The organism is Stenotrophomonas sp. K-6 (assembly GCF_056861555.1).
The window spans coordinates 266,563-286,444 of the sequence record NZ_JBSPUC010000002.1; the positions used below are offsets into that span (position 1 = coordinate 266,563).

Annotated in this window: 15 protein-coding genes; 8 read left to right on the top strand and 7 right to left on the bottom strand. The window is 66.5% G+C overall.

Annotation, left to right across the window (positions count from 1 at the left end; translation table 11 throughout):
• Nucleotides 1-64: 64 nt before the first annotated feature.
• The gene (locus AC13F7_RS06550; RefSeq protein WP_482999636.1) at nt 65-2,134 is read left to right on the top strand and encodes a GGDEF/EAL domain-containing response regulator; all 2,070 of its coding nucleotides are present in this window, start codon (nt 65-67) and stop codon (nt 2,132-2,134) included.
• A 140-nt stretch (nt 2,135-2,274) separates the two neighbouring features.
• On the opposite strand, the gene fabV is transcribed toward AC13F7_RS06550, so the two are convergent.
• The 6 genes from fabV to queA form a co-directional block, all read right to left on the bottom strand.
• Complete coding sequence (gene fabV, locus AC13F7_RS06555) at nt 2,275-3,534, bottom strand: enoyl-ACP reductase FabV (protein WP_482999637.1); 1,260 nt, start codon at nt 3,532-3,534, stop codon at nt 2,275-2,277.
• A 770-nt stretch (nt 3,535-4,304) separates the two neighbouring features.
• Nucleotides 4,305-5,279, bottom strand: coding sequence for a protein translocase subunit SecF (gene secF, locus AC13F7_RS06560; protein WP_019183139.1), 975 nt, complete (start codon nt 5,277-5,279; stop codon nt 4,305-4,307).
• Nucleotides 5,280-5,298: 19 nt separating this feature from the next.
• Nucleotides 5,299-7,161 (bottom strand): protein translocase subunit SecD, encoded by a 1,863-nt coding sequence (gene secD, locus AC13F7_RS06565; protein WP_482999638.1) that lies wholly within the window; start codon nt 7,159-7,161, stop codon nt 5,299-5,301.
• Nucleotides 7,162-7,219: 58 nt separating this feature from the next.
• Complete coding sequence (gene yajC, locus AC13F7_RS06570; RefSeq protein ID WP_481467936.1) at nt 7,220-7,564, bottom strand: preprotein translocase subunit YajC; 345 nt, start codon at nt 7,562-7,564, stop codon at nt 7,220-7,222.
• 155 nt (nt 7,565-7,719) lie between these two features.
• Nucleotides 7,720-8,850: a tRNA guanosine(34) transglycosylase Tgt gene (gene tgt, locus AC13F7_RS06575; RefSeq protein WP_482999639.1), complete on the bottom strand. Its 1,131-nt coding sequence runs from the start codon at nt 8,848-8,850 to the stop codon at nt 7,720-7,722.
• Between the two features lie 66 nt (nt 8,851-8,916).
• Complete coding sequence (queA, locus tag AC13F7_RS06580; RefSeq protein ID WP_483000102.1) at nt 8,917-9,948, bottom strand: tRNA preQ1(34) S-adenosylmethionine ribosyltransferase-isomerase QueA; 1,032 nt, start codon at nt 9,946-9,948, stop codon at nt 8,917-8,919.
• A 248-nt stretch (nt 9,949-10,196) separates the two neighbouring features.
• Between queA and AC13F7_RS06585 the strand changes: the two genes are divergently transcribed.
• Nucleotides 10,197-11,693: an aminotransferase class III-fold pyridoxal phosphate-dependent enzyme gene (locus tag AC13F7_RS06585; protein WP_482999640.1), complete on the top strand. Its 1,497-nt coding sequence runs from the start codon at nt 10,197-10,199 to the stop codon at nt 11,691-11,693.
• 236 nt (nt 11,694-11,929) lie between these two features.
• Nucleotides 11,930-12,523, top strand: coding sequence for an LOG family protein (locus AC13F7_RS06590; protein WP_123729018.1), 594 nt, complete (start codon nt 11,930-11,932; stop codon nt 12,521-12,523).
• Nucleotides 12,524-12,545: 22 nt separating this feature from the next.
• Here the strand turns inward: AC13F7_RS06590 and AC13F7_RS06595 are convergent, their stop codons facing one another.
• Complete coding sequence (locus AC13F7_RS06595) at nt 12,546-15,425, bottom strand: bifunctional diguanylate cyclase/phosphodiesterase (protein WP_482999641.1); 2,880 nt, start codon at nt 15,423-15,425, stop codon at nt 12,546-12,548.
• A 203-nt stretch (nt 15,426-15,628) separates the two neighbouring features.
• Here AC13F7_RS06595 and AC13F7_RS06600 point away from each other — a divergent pair, with 203 nt between their 5' ends.
• The 5 genes from AC13F7_RS06600 (at nt 15,629) to AC13F7_RS06620 (ending at nt 19,819) form a co-directional block, all read left to right on the top strand.
• Entirely contained in the window at nt 15,629-16,183 is a 555-nt protein-coding gene (locus AC13F7_RS06600) for an RNA polymerase sigma factor (RefSeq protein ID WP_481468124.1), read from the top strand.
• Nucleotides 16,180-17,145 carry a hypothetical protein gene (locus tag AC13F7_RS06605; protein WP_482999642.1) on the top strand — a complete coding sequence of 322 codons (966 nt, stop codon included), beginning with the start codon at nt 16,180-16,182 and terminating at the stop codon, nt 17,143-17,145. The genes AC13F7_RS06600 and AC13F7_RS06605 overlap by 4 nt, the downstream gene beginning before the upstream one ends.
• 44 nt (nt 17,146-17,189) lie before the next feature.
• A complete protein-coding gene (locus AC13F7_RS06610) occupies nt 17,190-17,798 on the top strand; it encodes an IMPACT family protein (protein ID WP_481467945.1) in 609 nt (202 codons plus the stop codon).
• On the top strand, nt 17,791-19,557 hold the full coding sequence (locus AC13F7_RS06615) for an ABC transporter transmembrane domain-containing protein (RefSeq protein WP_482999643.1): 1,767 nt from the start codon (nt 17,791-17,793) through the stop codon (nt 19,555-19,557). Before AC13F7_RS06610 ends, AC13F7_RS06615 begins: the two co-directional genes overlap by 8 nt.
• Before the next feature lie 67 nt (nt 19,558-19,624).
• On the top strand, nt 19,625-19,819 hold the full coding sequence (locus AC13F7_RS06620) for a hypothetical protein (protein ID WP_482999644.1): 195 nt from the start codon (nt 19,625-19,627) through the stop codon (nt 19,817-19,819).
• Nucleotides 19,820-19,882: the final 63 nt, after the last annotated feature.

A 19,882-nucleotide genomic window follows, 5' to 3' on the forward strand; every position in this document is an offset into this window, starting at 1 on the left:
CCGTTTGCCGCATGGACGTAGTCACACGCATCGTGTATCAAGTTTGCAGTCCGGGGAGTAGTGAATGCAGAACGCGAATGACATGACGGTCCGCCTGCTGATCGTGGACGACAGCGGCGAGAACGCCGAGACCATCGTCAGCACGCTGCGCAACAGCGGCATCGCGGTGCGCCCGACGCGCCCGCAGCACAGCGAGGAGCTGGCCCATGTACTGGGCACCCAGCCGATCGACCTGGTGCTGGTCGCCGCCGCGCAGAGCATCCCGCTGCTGCAGGTGACCCAGCAGATCGCCGCCAGTGGCAAGGACATCCCGATGATCCTGCTGGCCGAATCGATCGATGAGAACGAGTGGGTCGAGGCCGGCGCCAACGGCATCCGCGCCATCGCCCTGCGCCACCGCCCCGAGCACCTGCTGGCGGTGGTCCGCAACGAGTGGACCGATCTGCAAGCGCGCCGAGGCCTGCGCCGGATCGAGGCGCAGATGCGCGAGACCGAGCGCCGCTGCGACGCGCTGATCTCCTCCTCGCGTGACCCGATCGCCTACATCCACGAAGGCATGCACATCCGGGCCAACGAGGCCTACCTGGACATGTTCGGCTACGAGACCTTCGACGATGTGGAAGGTATCTCGCTGCTGGACATGGTCGCCCCGCAGCACGTGGACGGCTTCAAGCAGCTGCTCAAATCCATGAGCAAGGGCGATGCCCCGCCGCCGCAGTACCAGGTGGACGCGCGCAACCAGGACGGCGCGGTGTTCGCCGCGACCATGGAATTCACCCAGGCCAGTTACGAAGGCGAGTCCTGCCTGCAGGTGGTGTTCCGCCGGCGCATGGAATTCGATCCGGAACTGGCCCGCGAGGTCGAAGACCTGCGCCAGCGCGACCAGGTCACCGGCCTGCTCAACCGCCCGACCTTCATGCTGCATGTCGAAAATGCGGTCGCCCAGGCCGGCCGCAGCGAGGGCCAGTTCGGCCTGCTGCTGATCGAGCCGGACCATTACGCGCGCCTGCTGCCGGAGATCGGGCTGGATTCGGCCGATGCACTGATCGGCGCCCTCGCCCGCGTGCTGGCGCAGAGCGTGGGCGATGCGGCCCACGTGGCGCGCTTCGGCGAACACAGCTTCGCGGTGCTGACCGAGGCCGCGTACGCGCAGACCGTTGCCTTGGCCGACCAGATCCGCGAGGCGTTCGCCTCGCAGGTCTTCAGCATCGGCGAACGCTCGGCCACGGTCACCGTCAGCGTCGGCGGCGTGCAGGTGGGCGAGAAGATCGCAAGCATCGGCCAGGTGCTGGCCCGCGCGACCGAATGCACCCAGGCCGCACTGGAACTGGGAAACACCACCCGCGTGTTCGATCCGGCCGCGGTGGACCGCGTGGAAGAGGAGCGCATCCAGCACTGGGTGACCCGCATCCGCCAGGCACTGGACGGCGATGGCTTCCAGCTGCACTACCAGCCGGTCCTCAACCTGCAGGGCGAGGCACTGGAGCTGTACGAGGCCTACCTGCGCCTGGACCACAACGGCGAACTGCTCAGCCCGAACGCGTTCCTGGGCATCGCCGAGGACCATGGCCTGCTGGCCGACATCAACCGCTGGGTGGTGACGCACGCCATCGGCACGCTCGCCGCGCGCAAGCGCGAGGGCCATGTCACCCACATGATGGTCAAGATCACCCCGGAGTCGTTCAACGACCCGCTGATGATCGCCACGCTCCGGCGGGAACTCGAGGCGCAGGGCGTACCGGGCGAACAGCTGTGGCTGCACGCACCGGAGGCCAAGGTGTTCACCCACCTGCGCAATGCTCAGCAGTTCCTGGCCGCGGTCGCGCCGCTGGGCTGCCGGATCGGCCTGGAGCAGTTCGGCTCGGGGCTGGATTCGTTCCAGCTGCTGGCGCACTTCCAGCCGCAGTTCCTCAAGCTGGACCGCGACTTCACCTCCGACTTTGCCCGCACCCGCGAGCACAGCGAGAAGATCAGCGAAATCACCGCGCGTGCGCAGGCAGCCGAGATCCGGACCATCGCCGAATTCGTCGCCGATGCCAACTCGATGAGCCTGCTCTTCAGCGCCGGCGTGGATTACGTGCAGGGTGAGTTCGTCGGCCCGGCCGGCCCGCTGATGAACTTCGATTTCAGCTGAGAAGCGTCACGACCCACGGTCGTGACCGACTGCTTCCCGGACATCCGGGCACGCCGCATGGGCGTCACGGCGCGCCGCGTGGGCATCTGCGCGCGCCGCACCGGTAGATGCCGACCGTGGGTCGGCATCCCTCCTTCCGATCAGGCCATCTCGACCAGATTCGGAATCTTCACGTCGGTGGCAACATCGGCGTCGTAATCCACGCCTTCCACGCCGAACCCGAACAGACGCAGGAAGTCGGCCTTGTAGCCGGCCAGATCGCTGATCTCGTACAGGTTCTCGTTGGTCACCTGCGGCCACAGCGCGACCACTTCGCCCTGCACCTCCGGCGCCATTTCCTTGTAATCCGCGCGCAGGCGGCCGGCGTCATCGATCAGCTCGACCTTGCGGCCGCCATCGGTGACCAGATCGTGGCGCAGGCGCTCGGTTGCGGTGCCTGCGTCCTTGCCGCCGTAGAGGATGTCGTACAGCGTATCGAGCTGCTCGATGCAGCCTTCGTGCGTGCCCTTGGCCTTCATCACCTTGAACAGCAGCGACAGGTACAGCGGCATGGTCGGGATCGCCGAGCTGGCCTGGGTGACCACCGCCTTCAGCACCGACACGCGTGCATCGCCACCGATCGGGGCCAGCTTCTGACGCAGGCCGACGACCTTCTCGTCCAGATCCTTCTTGGCCGCGCCGATGGAGCCGTTCCAGTAGATCGCCTGGGTGATTTCCTCACCGACGTAGGTGAAGGCCGTGGTGGTCGCGCCCTCGGCGAGCACGCCAGCCTCGAGCAGCGCATCGATCCACATCTGCCAGTCTTCGCCACCCATCACGGCGACGGTGCCGGCGATCTCTTCCGGGCTGGCCGGCTCGATCGTGGTCTCGGTGATCACTTCCTTGTCGGTATCCAGGCCGCGCAGCGTGATCGGCGCACCGATCGGCTTGAGCGTGGAGCTGATCACTTCACCGGTCTTGGGATGCTTGCGGCGCGGCGCGGCCAGGCTGTACACCACCTGGTCGACCTGGCCGAGGTCCTGCTTGATCAGCTCGATGACCTTGGCCTTGACCTCATCGGAGAACGCATCGCCATTGACGCTCTTGGCATACAGACCGGCCTGCTCGGCGTACTTGTGGAACGCAGCGGTGTTGTACCAACCGGCGGTGCCGGGCTTGGTCTCGGTGCCCGGGCGCTCGAAGAACACACCCAGCGTGGCGGCATCGCTGCCAAAGGCAGCGGTGATGCGCGCGGCCAGGCCGTAGCCGGTGGAGGCGCCGAGAACCAGCACCTTCTTCGGGCCGTTGGCGATCTTCGGCTTGGACTGGATGTAATCGATCTGCTGCTTGACGGCCGCATCGCAGCCGACGGGATGGGTGGTGACGCAGATGAAGCCGCGCACACGCGGTTTGATGACCATGTAAACCTCGAGGGGGACTGGCGCAGGGCGGACCGGCGCGTTGAAAAGGGAGGTCGCGCGCCACCGGAGCGGCTGCGCGGAACGCAAGGGATCGTAGTGCGCAGCGCTGCTTAGCACAACCGACGGGGGTGTATGTTCCTTGTGGCCTGGGACCGGTGAGGGCAGGCCGGGACGCGCCGTGAATCCGTCCGTGGAGGCTCGACACCCGCATCCATGCGGGTGACGGTCCCCGCCCTGCCCTCACCGGCCCCTGCCTGACACAGGGTCGCTGCGGACGGAAGAGCGGCCACGCATGGCGTGGCTCTACACACGACGCCTGACGTTATGACGAGTGCATTGGACGCCAACTGTTGGAGATTGGCCGACTGTCGCCGAACCAGGATCGCGCGTGCAGAGAGTCACCAATGCCATGACCGATTTCTGCCCCGCGTAGATCCACGCCAGCGCGGGTGCCGTTGCTTTGCTGTGCCTTGCGTTGCCTTGCTTCGCTCTGCCCTACCGACCGCCATCCAACACCCTGTCTGGAGGGTGACGGATAGCGATGTGCAGGACCGTTGGAGCGCCATGGATGGCGCTCACGAGCCCCCAGGGATGGGTTTACGGCGGGTCCAGCACAGCGCTATCCGTCACCCTCCAACAGTGAGCACCCAAGGCGCCGCCCTGGCTCTGGCTCTGGCTCTGGCTCTGGCTCCAGCTCCGGCTCTGGCCCCGAACAAAAAGAAAGGCCGCGCAGTGCGCGGCCTCTCAGATGTTTCATACCACCAGAAACCTTACGGACGGCGCTCCAACGCTTCCACGTCCTTGGCCTTCGGCAGCAGATCCTGCTTGGTCACCGCCAGCGCACCCATCGTCAGCAGCGGGCAGGCAATGAAGATCGACGACAGCGTACCGATCACCGCACCGATCATCTGGCTCAGCGCCAGCCCTTCCAGCGAACCACCGCCGTACAGATACAGCGCCAGCACCGACAGGAAGAACACCAGCGAAGTGATGATCGTGCGCGACAGCGTCTGGTTGATCGAACGGTTCATCACTTCCAGCGGCTCCACACGCAGGCTGCGGAAGTTCTCACGCACACGGTCGAACACCACGATGGTGTCGTTGATCGAGAAGCCCATCACCGACAGCAGGCCGGCCAGCACGGTCAGATCGAACTCACGGCCGCTCAGCGAGAAGTAACCGGCTACCACCAGCACGTCGAACAGGGTGGTGATGATCGCCACCATCGCGAACTTCCACTCGAAGCGGAAACCGATGTAGATCAGGAAGCCGATCAGCACGAACAGGGCCGCGTACAGACCGTTCAGGGCCAGCTCTTTACCGACCTGCGGGCCGACAAACTCGGCACCCACGATGGCGGCCTGGTTGCCCTCCATCGAGATCGCCTTCTGCACGGCTTCAGCGGTGCGGTTGTTGGCTTCACCAGCGTTCTCGCCTTCGGCCATCTCCTGCGGCTGCAGACGGATCAGCAGGTTGCTGCCGCTGCCGAAGCTCTGCACCTGGGCACCGGCATAACCTGCGCCTTCCAGATGCTCGCGCACGGCATCGACGTCAGCCGGCTTGTCGAAACGGACTTCGACCACGGTGCCGCCGGTGAAATCCAGCGCGTAGTTGAAGCCCTTGAAGGCAATGCAGCCGATGGCGGCGATGAACACCAGCGCGGCCAGCGATACCGCCACCCAGCGGGTGCGCATGAAGTCGAACTTGGTGTCGTTCGGGATCAGATGCAACGGGAAAAGTTTCATGGTTTCTATTCGCTTCCCGTCAGATGGCCAGGGTCTTGAGCTTCTTGCGGCGGCTGTAAAGCAGCACGGCAAGGGCACGCGAGACGGTGATTGCAGTGAACATGGAGGCCAGGATGCCGACGATCATGGTCACGGCGAAGCCCTTCAACGGACCGGTACCGAACGCATACAACGCCACACCCGCCAGGATGCCGGTGAGGTTGGCGTCCAGGATGGTCCCGGAGGCCTTCTCGTAACCGGCCACGATGGCCGTCTTGGGCGGCATGCCGGCCCGCAGCTCTTCACGGATTCGTTCATTGATCAGCACGTTGGCGTCGACCGACAAACCGATCGACAGCGCCAGACCGGCGAAGCCGGGCAGCGTCATCGTCGCGCTGAACAGCGACATCACCGCCACCACGATCAGCAGGTTGAACAGCATGGCCACCGAGGTGATCACGCCGAACATGCGGTAGTACACGGTGAAGAAGATCAGGGTGAACAGGAACGCGAAACCGACCGCGGTCACGCCGCGCTCGACGTTCTCCGCACCCAGGCTCGGGCCGACAATGCGTTCTTCAACGAAGTCCATCGGCGCGGCCAGCGAACCGGATTTCAGCAGCTTGGCCAGGTTGTCCGCTTCGAGCTTGTCCAGGCCAGTGGTCTGGAAGTTCTTGCCGAACACGCCGTTGATGTTGGCGACCGAGATCACTTCTTCCTTGACGCGGAAGCTGCGCACTTCCTTGCCATCGACCACGTTCACGGTCGGGATGCGTTCGGTGTAGACCACCGCCATCGGCTTGTTCACGTTGGCGCTGGTGAAGTCGAACATGCGCTGGCCGCCGACGTTGTTCAGCGTCACGCTGACCGCCGCCGAACCGTTCTGGTCGGTGGTGGCCTGTGCGGCGACCATCTGGTCACCGGTCACGATCACGCGCTTGTTGAGCAGGATCGGGCCGCGGTTGTCACGCTGCTGGTAGACCTTGGCCTCCGGCGGAATGCGGCCGGTGGCAATCTTATCCGCGACACTTGCAGGATTGTTGTCGACCACGGCGCGGTATTCCAGCGTCGCGGTGGCACCGATCATGCGCTTGGCTTCGGCGGTGTCCTGCACGCCCGGCAGCTGCACGACCACGCGGTCGGCACCCTGGCGCTGGATGATCGGCTCGGACACGCCGAGCTGGTTGACGCGGTTGCGCAGCGTGTTGACGTTCTGCTCGATGGCGCCGTTGGCGATCGCGGTCAGCTCCGTCTCCGGCATGCTCACGGTGATGCGGTTGCCCGCCACCTCGTAGCCCAGCGTTGGCTGCGCCTTGACCATCACTTCGCGGGCACGCGTGGCAGCATCGGCACCGGCGGACGGGCTGATGGTGGCCACGATGGTGTTGTCGCCACGGCGTTCAACCGACTGGTAGGCGATGCGGGCATCGCGCAGGCTGGTGCGCACGTCTTCGGCGTAGGCGTCCAGACGCTTGTCCAGTGCGGCCTTCTGGTCGACCTGCAGCACGAAGTGCACACCGCCCTGCAGATCCAGGCCCAGCACCATCGGCTTGGCGCCGAGGTCGCTCAGCCAGTCCGGCACGGTGGAGGCCAGGTTCAGGGCGACCACGTAGTCCTCGCCCATCTCGTCGCGCAGGGCGTCGTTGGCAGCGGTCTGCGCCTGCAGCGTCGGCAGGCGCACGATCAGGCTCTCGCCTTCCTTGGCCACCGACAGCGGCTCCACGCCGGCCTGCTTGAGGTCACCCAGCACACGGTCGCGCAGGGCGTCGTCGATCTGCCCGCCACGGTTGGCGGTGATCTGCACGGCAGGGTCCTTCTGGTAGATGTTGGGCAGTGCGTACAACGCACTGACCGCCAGCACGATCAGGATGAGGAAATACTTCCAGCGTGGAAATTCGAGCATTGCTTGGGTCCCGCGCGGTGCCCGTCCCGGCACCGCGGTTGAACGGAAAGGGAGTGGATCAGTTGGCCGACTTCAGCGTGCCGGTCGGCAGCACATTGCCCACGGCGCCCTTCTGCACGCGGATGCGCACGTTCTCGGCCACTTCGATGGTGATGAAGTTGTCGCCGATGTCGGTGACCACGCCGGCGATGCCGCCGTTGGTCAGCACTTCGTCACCGCGCTTGACCTTCTCCAGCATGGCCTTGTGTTCCTTCTGGCGCTTCATCTGCGGACGGATCATCAGAAAGTACATGATCGCGATCAGGATGATCGGGAACAGCAGGGTGGTCAGACCCATGCCCGGCGGCTGGCCACCGGCGGCCTGGGCGTTTGCGGTGGGGATCAGGAAGGCGAGCAGGTTCATAGTGTGTCCTTGGGTTGGGAGGCGCCCCGCTCCCTTTGAGGGTCGGGGTGTCGCCGCGAAACGGGGGTCAGCCTCGAAGTATGCCATGGCCCCGGGAGTTCGTCCTTGGGCCGTTTGGCAGGGTCGGCGCGCCGGGGCGGCCGGCCGGGGTCACTTTACAGCGCGGGGGTGACCGCTCCACGAGCCGCGTAGAAAGACTCGCGGAAGGCGCTAAAGGTTCCCGCCGCGATCGCCGCGCGCATGTCGGCCATCAACTTCTCGTAGTAATAGAGGTTGTGGATGGTGCCCAGCATCGGCGCCAGCATCTCGTTGCAGCGGTCCAGGTGCCGCAGGTACGAGCGCGTGTAGCCACTGGTGCAGGCATGGCATCCACAGCCCGGCTCGATGGTGTCCATGTCGCGCTCGTAGCGGGCGTTGCGGATGCGCACCGTGCCGAACGAGGTGAAATAGTGGCCGTTGCGGGCATTGCGGGTCGGCATCACGCAATCGAACATGTCCACGCCACGGGCGACGCCTTCCACCAGATCTTCCGGGCGGCCCACGCCCATCAGGTAGCGCGGGCGATCGGCCGGCAGGATCGGGTGCATGTGGTCGAGCATGGCGTTGCGTTCGTGCTCGGGCTCGCCCACGGCCAGGCCGCCGATGGCATAGCCATCAAAGCCGATCTGCTGCAGGCCCTCGGCCGAGCGGCTGCGCAGGTCGTGATGGACGCCGCCCTGCACGATGCCGAACAGCGCCGCGTCATTGCCCAGTTCATCGTGCGCGTTGCGGCTGCGCAGCGCCCAGCGCAGGCTCAGTTCCATCGAGGTGCGCGCGACCGGCTCGGTGGCGGGGTACGGGGTGCACTCGTCGAAGATCATCACCACGTCCGAATCGAGCACCTTCTGGATACGCATGCTCTCTTCCGGGCCCAGGAACACGCGGGCGCCGTCGGTCGGCGAGGAGAAGGTCACGCCCTGCTCGGTGATCTTGCGGCGGTGGGCCAGCGAGAACACCTGGAAGCCGCCGGAGTCGGTCAGGATAGGGCCGTTCCAGCGCGCGAAGCCATGCAGGCCGCCGTGGTCGGCGATCACGTCCAGGCCCGGGCGCAGGTACAGATGGAAGGTGTTGCCCAGGATGATTTCCGCACCCAGCGCGCGGATCTGCTCCGGCAGGATGCCCTTCACCGAGCCATAGGTGCCCACCGGCATGAAGGCCGGGGTTTCCACGGTCCCGCGCGGGAAGGTCAGGCGGCCGCGGCGGGCGCGACCGTCGGTGGTCTGGAGCTGGAACTGGAGTCGGGACATGGAGCGGTCATTCGGGCAAATAGTCTGCCATTGTCGCCGAAAACGGTCGCGCCTGCCCCGCTGCCGTCATTCCCCCTGCGGGAACAGCAGCATCGCATCGCCATAGCTGAAGAAGCGGTACTTCTCCGCGATCGCGGCCTGGTAGGCCTCGAACACCCGGGCCTGGCCGGCGAAGGCCGAGATCATCATCAGCAGCGTGCTTTCCGGCAGATGGAAGTTGGTCACCATCGCGTCCACGCTGCGGATCCGGTAGCCCGGGGTGATGAAGATCTGGGTTTCCCCGGCGTAGGGCAGCAGTTCGCCCTCGCGCATGGCGCTTTCCAGCGCACGCACCACGGTGGTCCCGACACCGATCACGCGGCCACCCGCGGCGCGGGTGCGGCGCACCTGCTGGACCAGCTCGGCGCCGACGTTCAGCCACTCGCGGTGCATCACGTGCTCCTTCAGGTCGTCCACGCGGACCGGCTGGAAGGTGCCCGCGCCCACGTGCAGGGTCACGTGACCGAAGTCGACGCCCTTATCCTTCAACGTGGCCAGCAGGGCCTCATCGAAGTGCAGACCGGCGGTCGGGGCGGCCACCGCGCCGATCTCGCGCGCAAATACGGTCTGGTAGCGCTCGCGGTCGTCCACGCCCGGCTCGCGCTGGATGTAGGGCGGCAGCGGCAGCCGGCCGGCGTGCAACAGCCATTGCTCCAGGGCCTCGGGCACGTGGAACTGCAACACATAGAACTCGCCGTCGCGGCCCAGCACCTCCGCCTCGCCACCGGCGTCGAGCGCGATCCGGCTGCCCGGCTTGGGCGACTTGCTGGCGCCGACCTGGGCACGCGCCTGCTGGCCGCCGAGCAGACGCTCGATCAGGATCTCGACACGACCGCCGCTGGCCTTCTGGCCGAACAGACGGGCCGGAATCACCCGGGTGTCATTGAACACCAGCAGGTCGCCCGCGCGAAGCAGATCCGGCAGGTCGCGCACCTGACGGTGCTCGAAGGCGGCCGGGGCCGGCGGCACCACCATCAGGCGGCTGGCCGAGCGTTCGGCGAGGGGCGCCTGGGCAATCAGTTCAGGCGGGAGGTCGTAGTTGAAATCGGACTTCTTCAAGGCAGCGCACGGCAACGTGTAGGCAATGTCGGCCATTGTACGACTGGCCTTCGGTAGCAACGCAGGATTCGGCAAACGTCGCGCAAAATGCTGCTATGCAACAGCGTTTTGCGGGGTTATCGCGCGAAAAACCGCGTGCTAGCATCGAACCGGAAGTCTGATGCACGAGCAGGAATGCCCGAAGCGCGCGCGAATAGACGCGCGTTTTGCTTTTCCACCGTGCCGCCAATCGTTTTAGGAGATCTGCAATGAGCTTCATCGAACGCCTCGCCCCCCTTCGCGCCCAGCCCGGCACCCGCCTGACCACCGGCCTGGATGACGCCACCCTTGAACGCCTGGCTGCGGGCCATCCCGCCCTGGTCGCCGCCATTGAGGCTGCTGCTGCGGAGTTCGACCGCGTGCGCGCCGATCTGGGCGGTCTGCTGGCCCTGGACGAACGCGCCCAGATCGAGGCGATGCAGGACGGTTTCGTCAATTTCTATGCCGATGATGCGGTCACCCCGTACGTCGCCCTCGCCGCCCGTGGCGCGTGGGTGGTCACTTTGAAGGGCGCGGTGCTGTACGACGCCGGCGGCTACGGCATGCTCGGCTTCGGGCATACCCCCGAGGCGGTGATGGCGGCGATGGCCGCGCCGCAGGTCATGGCCAATGTGATGACGCCCAGCCTGTCCCAGCAGCGCTTCATCCAGGCCCTGCGCAAGGAAATCGGCCACCGTCGTGGCGGGTGCCCGTACAGCCACTTCATGTGCCTGAATTCTGGTTCGGAAGCCGTGGGCCTGGCCGCGCGCATCGCCGACGTCAACGCCAAGCTGCAGACCGATCCGGGCGCCCGCCATGCCGGGGCCAAGATCAAGCGTGTGGTGGTCAAGGGCAGTTTCCACGGCCGCACCGACCGCCCGGGCCTGTACTCCGATTCCAGCCGCAAGACGTACATGCAGCACCTGGCCAGCTACCGCGGCGAGGACACGGTCATCGCGATCGCCCCGTATGACGAAGACGCGCTCAAGCGCGTGTTCGCCGAGGCCGAGCAGAACCGTTGGTTCATCGAGGCCGTGTTCCTGGAGCCGGTGATGGGCGAAGGCGACCCGGGCCGCTCGGTACCGCCGGCGTTCTATGCGCTTGCGCGCGAACTGACCCGCCAGCACGGCAGCCTGCTGCTGCTGGATTCGATCCAGGCCGGCCTGCGCGCGCATGGCGTGCTCTCGATCGTGGATTACCCGGGCTTCGAAGGCCTGGACGTGCCGGACATGGAGACCTATTCCAAGGCCCTCAATGCGGCCCAGTTCCCGCTGTCGGTGCTGGCCGTGACCGAGCACGCCGCGCAGCTGTACCGCAAGGGCATCTACGGCAACACCATGACGTCCAACCCGCGGGCGCTGGACGTGGCCTGCGCCACGCTGTCGTTGCTGACCCCGCAGGTGCGCGAGAACATCCGCGTGCGCGGCGAGGAAGCCGTGCGCAAGCTGGAGCAGCTCAAGACCGAGCTGGGCGGGCTGATCACCAAGGTCCAGGGCACCGGTCTGCTGTTCTCCTGCGAGCTGGCCCCGCAGTTCAAGTGCTACGGCACCGGCTCCACCGAAGAATGGCTGCGCAACCACGGCATCAATGTGATCCATGGCGGTGAGAACTCGCTGCGCTTCACCCCGCATTTCGGGATGGACGGCGAGGAGCTGGACCTGCTGGTCGGCCTGGTCGGCCGCGCGTTGAAGGAAGGTCCGCGCCGGGAACAGTCGCAGGCGGCCTGAGGTTGGCCTTCGTGCGGGAATGAACCCGCACGGAGGTAGCCGACCGTTGGCACGAGAAACCGCAGCCCACCAACGGTCGGCTCTACGCCGGCGCCCGATTGGCCCCCGCGCCCGAAACGCGCGATAATCCGCTACCGCACCTGCGGAACGACACCCCGTCACGAGACCAGCGCACCGGTCATCGGCGGGGCTTTTTCGTTTCCGGTTGCTACAGATTCGAACAACAGGAAGATCCAATGAAGTCGATTTGCGTTTACTGTGGTTCCAACCCCGGCAGCAAGCCGGTCTACACCGAGCGCGCCATCGCGCTGGGTGACCGCATCGCCCGTGACGGCCTGCGCCTGGTCTACGGCGGGGGCAACGTCGGCCTGATGGGCACCGTGGCCAATGCCGTGCTGGAAGGTGGCGGTGAAGTGACCGGCGTGATTCCGCAGCAGCTGGCGGACTGGGAAGTGGCCCACCGCGGCCTGACCGAGCTGGAAATCGTTGGTTCGATGCACGAGCGCAAGTCGCGCATGTTTGACCTCTCCGATGCATTCGTCGCCCTGCCCGGCGGCTTCGGCACCATGGAAGAAATCTTCGAGATGCTGACCTGGCGCCAGCTGGGCATCGGCAACAAGCCGTGCGCGTTCCTGGATGTGGACGGCTTCTACGCCCCGCTGATCGGCATGATCGATCGCATGGTCGAAGAGCGCTTCCTGCACCCGGCCCAGCGCGCGGACCTGTGGTACGGCTCGGACATCGACGAGATGCTGGCCTGGATGCGCGCCTACGAGCCGGCGCAGGCCTCCAAGTGGATCGACGAAAAGCGCGCCAACGCGCTGCGCTGATCCAATCCGCTGCCGTAGCGGTTCAGGCCGCTGCGGCAGTGTCCATCGGGGCCGGCCGGCCGAGCAGGTAGCCCTGGCCGTAATCGCAGCCCAGCTGCAGCAGCGTGTCATGCTGGGCCTGCGTCTCGATGCCCTCGCCCACCGTTTCGATGCCCAGCGTCCGCGCCAGCGACAGCACGCCCTGCACCAGCGCGTGCGTGCTCTGCATGTCCTGTCCGTGCAGCCCGGCAATGAAGGACTGGTCGATCTTCAACGTCGAAATCGGGAACCGGTGCAGGTAGGACAGCGCCGAGAAGCCCGTGCCGAAATCATCCAGCTGCACCAGCACCCCGCGCTCGCGCAGGGTCTGCAGGATGCGCAGCGTGCGCGGCCCATCATCGAGCAGCGCCACCTCGGTGATCTCCAGCCGCAACCGGTGCGGATCGGCGCCGGCGGCTTCGATCAGGCCGAACAGGCGCGTACTGAAATCGGCCGAGCGGAAGTGTCGCGGCGATACGTTCACCGACAGATACCCGCGGCCACCGCGCGCCAGCTGGGTGATCACCTGCTCATACAGCAGCCAGTCCACCTGCTCGATCAGGCCACTTTCTTCGCCCAGATCGAGGAACGCACTCGGCAGCAACAGCCCGCGGCGCTCGTGCTGCCAGCGCAGCAGCGCTTCGTGGCCGACCACTTCGCCATCGGTGAGGCGCACGATCGGCTGATAGAACGGCACGAAATCCCGGTTGATGATGGCCCGGCGCAGGTCCGCCTCCAGGTCCAGGCTGCGCATCGCCTGCTCGCGCATGGCCTCATCGAACACGGCGCAGCGGTCATTGCCCTGCGCCTTGGCGCGGTACATGGCCGCATCCGCGTCGCGTACCAGTTCTTCGCCGTTGCGGTAGCGCGGGTTCCACATCGCGATACCCAGGCTGCCGGACGGGAACAGTTCGCGCCCCTTCACCCACATCGATTCTTCCAGTGCGACCAGCATGCGTTGCGAAAATTCCAGGGCCGAGGCCAGACCGTCGCCGCACTGGAGCAGGATCGCGAACTCATCACCGCCCAGCCGCGCGACCACGTCCTGCGCGGACATCATCGACACGATGCGCTTGGCCACCTCGACCAGCATCTGATCGCCCGCAGCATGCCCGATGCTGTCGTTGACCAGTTTGAAGCGGTCCAGGTCCAGGAACAGCACCGCAAAACCATGCCCCTCGCTGCCACGCGCGCGCACGATGGCATCTTCCAGCCGATCCAGCAGGTGCAGCCGGTTGGGCAATCCGGTCAGCGCATCGTGCATGGCCTGATGGGTCAGGCGCTGCTCCGCACGCAGGCGCTCGCCGATCTGGCCCAGCAGCTTGTCGTTGACGTCGGCCAGCTCGCGGGTACGTTCGTCCACGCGTTTTTCCAGATCGGCGTGCGCGTTGCGCAGCCGCTCCTGGTCGCGCTGGCGCGCCAGTCCGTTGCCGATGTTCTGTGCGACGAAGGTCAGCAGGCGCTGATCGTGCACAGTGAACACCACCTCCGGTGAATAGCTCTGCACCACGATCACGCCCACTACATCGTCATCGCTCAGCAGCGGCACGCCCAGCCAGCACTGCGAACGCGCGCCGAACTCGCGGACAACCCCACTATCGCGCAGCGCATCGATACGCTCACGATTGGCGAGCAGCGGCTGGCGGTTGCGCACGATGAACTCGGTCAGCCCCTCACTAAACGGACGTGGCGCTCGCGAGGGGTTGTATTCGTCCACAGAGTAGACGAACTCCAATCCATCGCCGTTTTCATTGACCAGCGCGATATAGAAATTGCGCGCATCCAACAGCGTGCCGACCACGCCATGCACCTGACCGTAGTACTGCGACAGCGACTCGGCACTCATCGCCAGCTCGGCGATGTTGAACAGCGCCATCTGCAGCTTTTCTGCGCGGCGACGTTCGACCACTTCGTCCTGCAGGTTGCGATTGGCCCGTTGCAGTTCCAGCGTGCGCCGCTCCACCTGACGCTCCAGCTGGACCTGCGCCTGGCGCCGGTCCATCGCCGTGAGGATGTGCTGGGCGACATAGCCCAGCAGCGTGCGATCGGCCTCGCCATAGCGCGCGCGGTGCTCGTAGCTCTGCACCACGATCGCACCGCAGACGCGGCCGTCGCGCAGCATCGGCACACCCAGCCAGTCCAGGCTTTCCGGGCCGCGCTGCCCCTGCTCACCTTCCATCTCGGCCAGCAGTTCGCTGGACGGCCCACTCAACGGCTCGCCATGCCGCAACAGCGCAAAGGTCAGGCTGCGCGGCATTTCGTGTTCTTCGTAACTACGGTCCGGATCGGCGACGAAGTCATCCTTCTGATCGGCGAAGTACAGGAACCGCACCCGGTGCCGGATGTCGTCGTACTCGACGATGAAACAATTCTGCGCGTACATCAGGGAATTGAGCACGCGATGGAAATGCCGCAGCATCTCGCCCATTTCCAGATCCGCACCAGCCAGATCGGCGATTTCATACAACGCCTGTTGCAGTCGCTTGGATTCCTCCAGCGAGGCGATTTCGCGACGCTGCCGGGCCAGTGACAACGTGCCCTGGAACAGACTGCGGGCGGCCGTCCACCAGCTGTCGGCAGGCGCATTGCCGGAAGGCAGCGTCACGCTCAGCGACAGCTCAGCACCAAGATGCGTCCAGGTTTGCTGCGACGCCATCCCGGCGGCCATGCCATGGCGGGGTATCAGGGCCGGACCTGCGCTTGGCGCATCGCCCTCGGGATGGCACTGGGTGCCCTCGCCGAGTACTGGATCCGACCAGGCCAGCGCGACCACGGCGCCGCCCGGCAGCAGGGCGCACAACGACCTGGCGATGGCGGCAGGGATCACCGCATCACCATCGCCTTGCACTGCAGAGGTCACCATCTGACTGGACACGTTGCTCATCCCTACGGGTACCGGCTGCCCGGCACCTCCCCTTCCTGCGAGCATAACGCGCAGACCGGGGGGCAATGGAAGCGCATCAACCCCATCGGTCGCCGATGGACGTTGTTCCGGTTATCTCCCAGGCCCCTTCCATGCCCCCCAGCAGCGCCGCCCGACTCCCCATCGACTATGCGAACACCCCCGCAGCGCTTACTCTGTGCGGCGTGGACGCCCTTGCCCTGCCGACCGATGAAGCACTGATGCTGGCCTGGGCCGGTGGCGACCTGCGTGCGTTCGAGGCGCTGTATGGCCGTCACCGCAGCCGCCTGTACAGCTTTCTGCTGCGCCAGCTGCGCGATGGCGCGCTGGCCGACGAGATGTTCCAAGATGTCTGGCAGCGTGTGATCGCCGCCCGCGCCAGCTGGCAGCCCGAGGCCGCCTTCACTACCTGGCTGTTCCGGATCGCCCACAACCGTCTCAACGATCACTGGCGCGCCGCACGGCACCGGCCGTCGGCCCCGATCGACGCCGATGAACGTGTCGCAGCGATCACCGATGCGCGGACGCCCGAAACCCAACTGTCCGATTTCGAGCAGCGCCGCCAACTGCAGCTGGCCATGGAGCAGTTGCCGCCCGAGCAGCGCGAGGTGCTGCAACTGCGTCTGGAACAGGAACTGAGCCTGGAAGAGATTGCCGAGATCACCGGCGTCGGCCGTGAGACGGTGAAATCACGACTGCGTTATGCGATGGACAAACTACGAGCGGGGTTGAGCGGATGAACCGCCCGGATCCGCTGACGCCAGAAGAGCGCGAACTGGCCCGGCTGCTGGGTCGGCCGAGCGCGACCGGTCCCGCACCGGCGATCGACGAGGCCGTACTCGCGGCCGCGCGCACCGCCGTTGAAGCACCGGCGGCGGACGCTGCCACCTGGACCCTGCCGCCGGCTGCGCCGGTGCGGGCACCTCGCCCGCGTTCGCGCCTGCCGGCGGTGTTCGGCCTTGCCGCCTCGGTGATTTTCGCCGTCGGCATCGCCTGGCAGCTCAAGCCCGAGGATCCGCCGGCGCCGCCGCTGGCTGAACCGGTTGCCACACCCGCACCAGGCCCCGCCGCATCAAGCACCGCAGGGACGGCGGCTGCGCCGGCAATGGACGCCGCACCAGCACCAGCCCCCGTCGCTGCACCGCCCGCGGTCCAGCAAGAGCGCATTGCGAAAGACACAGCGGCCTCCACCGCGCCCGCCTCTGCGCCTGCGCCCGCGCATGCGCGGACGGCCGCCCCGCCCCGCCCGGAAGTGATCACCGCACCCGCACCGCCTGTTACTGCGCCAGCGCAGGCACCGGCATCGGCATCGGCATCGGCACCGATGATGTCCGCCCCGGCGCCGGAGGCGGCATCGGCCGCTGCCCCGCAGGCGAACGAACCGGCGCTGGACCGCGTGGTGGTGACCGGCTCCAGGATGGACCGCGCCGCACCGGCCAAGTCCGCGCCCAGCGCCCCCGGCGTGATGCGGCGCGCCGCCGCGCCGATGGCGGCCCCGGCCGCTTCCGACGATGCCGTGCGTGCGTTGCATCAGGCCGTCGCTGCCGATGCCAGCCTGCCGCGCAAGCAGTGGCTCAAGCGCATCCGCGAGCGACGTGATGCCGGCGATGTGGATACCGCGCGCGCCAGCCTGGAGCGCTATCTGCAGCAGTACCCGGAAGTGCGCATCCCGCGCGATCTGCGCCAGCTGCTCGAGAACTGACGCGCGGCGTACGGTGATCGGGCATCCCCACTAGAATGGTGGGAATGCCCGATACGCTCGCCACCGCCGTCAGCCACAGCCTGGACATCAAGCACAGCCGCTTCATCGCCCATGCCGCACCTATCCAGCATGCGGCGGCCGCGTTGGAATTCCTGGCGGAGGTCGCGGTGGCGGATGCCACCCACAACTGCTGGGCGTACCGCTACGGCAACGAGTATCGCTCCAGCGACGACGGCGAGCCGTCCGGCACGGCCGGGCGCCCGATCCTGGCCGCCATCGATGGTCAAGGGTTTGATCGGGTCATGGTCGTGGTGACCCGCTGGTACGGCGGCATCAAGCTTGGCGCCGGCGGCCTGGTGCGCGCCTATGGCGGCACCGCTGCCGAGTGCCTGCGGGTGGCACCGCGGCTGCCGCTGATCGCCATGGCCGAGCTGGACGTGCAGGCCGGCTTCGAGGATCTGGGCCCGCTGCATGCCGCGCTGGGCACCCATCTGGCCGAGAAAGTGGACGAAGCGTTCACCGCCGACGGCGTGAACCTGCACCTGCGCTTGCCGGCCGATCAGGTCGAGCCGTTGAAAAACCGCCTTCGCGACGCCACTCGTGATCGTGTCCGTATTGAATCCCGCATCGAACCAGGCCCATCGAATGACTGACGCACCCGCTCCGCACGACACGCCGATGCGCCGATTGGGCAGCTTGAACACGCTGTGGCCGTTCGTCCGACGGCACGTCGGGCTGTTCAGTGCCTGGCTGGTGGCCTTGGCGGTGTCCTCGGTGGCCACCCTGAGCCTGCCGGTCGCGGTGCGCCAGATGATCGACCACGGCTTCACCAGCGGCGGCCAGATCAACAAGGCGTTCGCGCTGCTGTTCCTGGTCGCGGTGGTGCTGGCCCTGGCCACCGCCGCGCGCTTCTTCTTCGTCTCGCTGCTGGGCGAAAAGGTGGTCGCCGACCTGCGCAGCCGCCTGTATGCCCACCTGATCACGCTCGGCGCCGGCTTCCACGACCGCAGCCGCAGTGGCGAGCTGGTTTCGCGCCTGACCGCCGACAGCGAACTGCTGCGCAGCGTGATCGGCTCGACCATGTCGGTGGCCCTGCGCAGCAGCGTCACCGTGGTCGGCAGTCTGGTGATGCTGTTCGTCACCAGCCCGCATCTGGCGGCGTGGTCGCTGGTTGGCATTCCGCTGGCGGTGCTGCCGATCATCATCGGCGCCCGTCGCCTGCGCAACATCGCCCGCGCCAGCCAGGACCGCATCGCCGATGCCAACAGCCTGGCCTCGGAGACCCTCGGCGCGGTACGCACCGTGCAGGCCCACGCGCGTGAGCCGTATGAACGCGGCCGCTTCAATGCCGCGCTGGGGGATGCGATCGGTGCCGCCCGCCGGCGTATCCGCGCCCAGTCGATCGTCACCGCCAGCGCGATCGTGCTGGTGTTCGGCGCCATCGTCGGCGTGCTGTGGCTGGGCGCGCACGAGGTGATCGACGGCAACATGAGCGCCGGTACGCTGGGCCAGTTCGTCCTGTACGCGCTGATCGGCGGCGGTTCGGTCGGTGCGCTGGCCGAGGTCTGGAACGAGTTGCAGCGTGCGTCCGGTGGCATGGGCCGCATCGCCGAACTGCTGCAGGAAAACGTGGAGATCACCGCCCCCGCCCATCCCACCCCGTTGCCGCAGCCACTGCGCGGCGAGATCCGTTTCGAGGATGTGGTGTTCCACTACCCGCAACGCCCCGATACCGCTGCGCTGGATCATGTGAACCTGCACGTGCGCCCGGGTGAGACGGTCGCGCTGGTCGGCCCGTCCGGCGCCGGCAAGAGCACCATCCTGTCGATGCTGCTGCGTTTCCACGATCCGGCCGCCGGTCGCATTCTGGTCGATGGCGTGGATCTTCGCGAGGTCGATCCGGCACAGCTGCGTGAGCAGCTGGCCCTGGTGCCGCAGCAGCCGACCCTGTTTGCCAGCAGTGCGTTCGAGAACATCCGCTACGGCCGCCTGGAAGCGACCGACGAAGAAGTGCAGCGCGCGGCCGAAGCCGCCGAGGCCGATGAGTTCCTGCAGGCCCTGCCCGAGGGCTATGCCAGCGAGCTGGGCGAGCGCGGTGCCCGCCTGTCCGGTGGACAGCAACAGCGCATCGCGATCGCGCGCGCCCTGCTCAAGAACGCGCCGATCCTGCTGCTCGACGAAGCCACTAGTGCACTGGATGCACAAAGCGAGCGCGCGGTGCAGCAGGCGCTGGAGCGATTGATGGCCGGCCGCACCACGCTGGTGATCGCGCATCGCCTGGCGACCGTGCTCAAGGCGGACCGCATCGTGGTGATGGAGCACGGCCGCATCGTCGCCCAGGGCACGCATGCCGAACTGCTGGCCGAGGGCGGTCTCTACGCCGAACTGGCGCGCCTGCAATTCATCGATTGATGACGGGCCGGTAACATCGGCCATCGCATCCTGCAGCCCTCACTGGACGTGCTGCAGGAGGTGCTTCATGTCGTTCCGACAGTTCCCCGCCACCGACGCCAACGGCGACGATTATGTCATCATCGAATTCAAGGATGAGCAGACCGATGCCTCTTCAGGAAACGGCCAGAGTGCGCGCTATGAGCTTGCCGATGGCCGCCATCTGATCCGCGACGGACGCGAGTTCCGCACCGCGGGCGGCGAGCTGACCCTCGTCACCTGACGCGTTGAAAAAAAGTTACGCGGATGTTGGTCAATTTTTGACCAAGCATCTTGACAGCCTTTT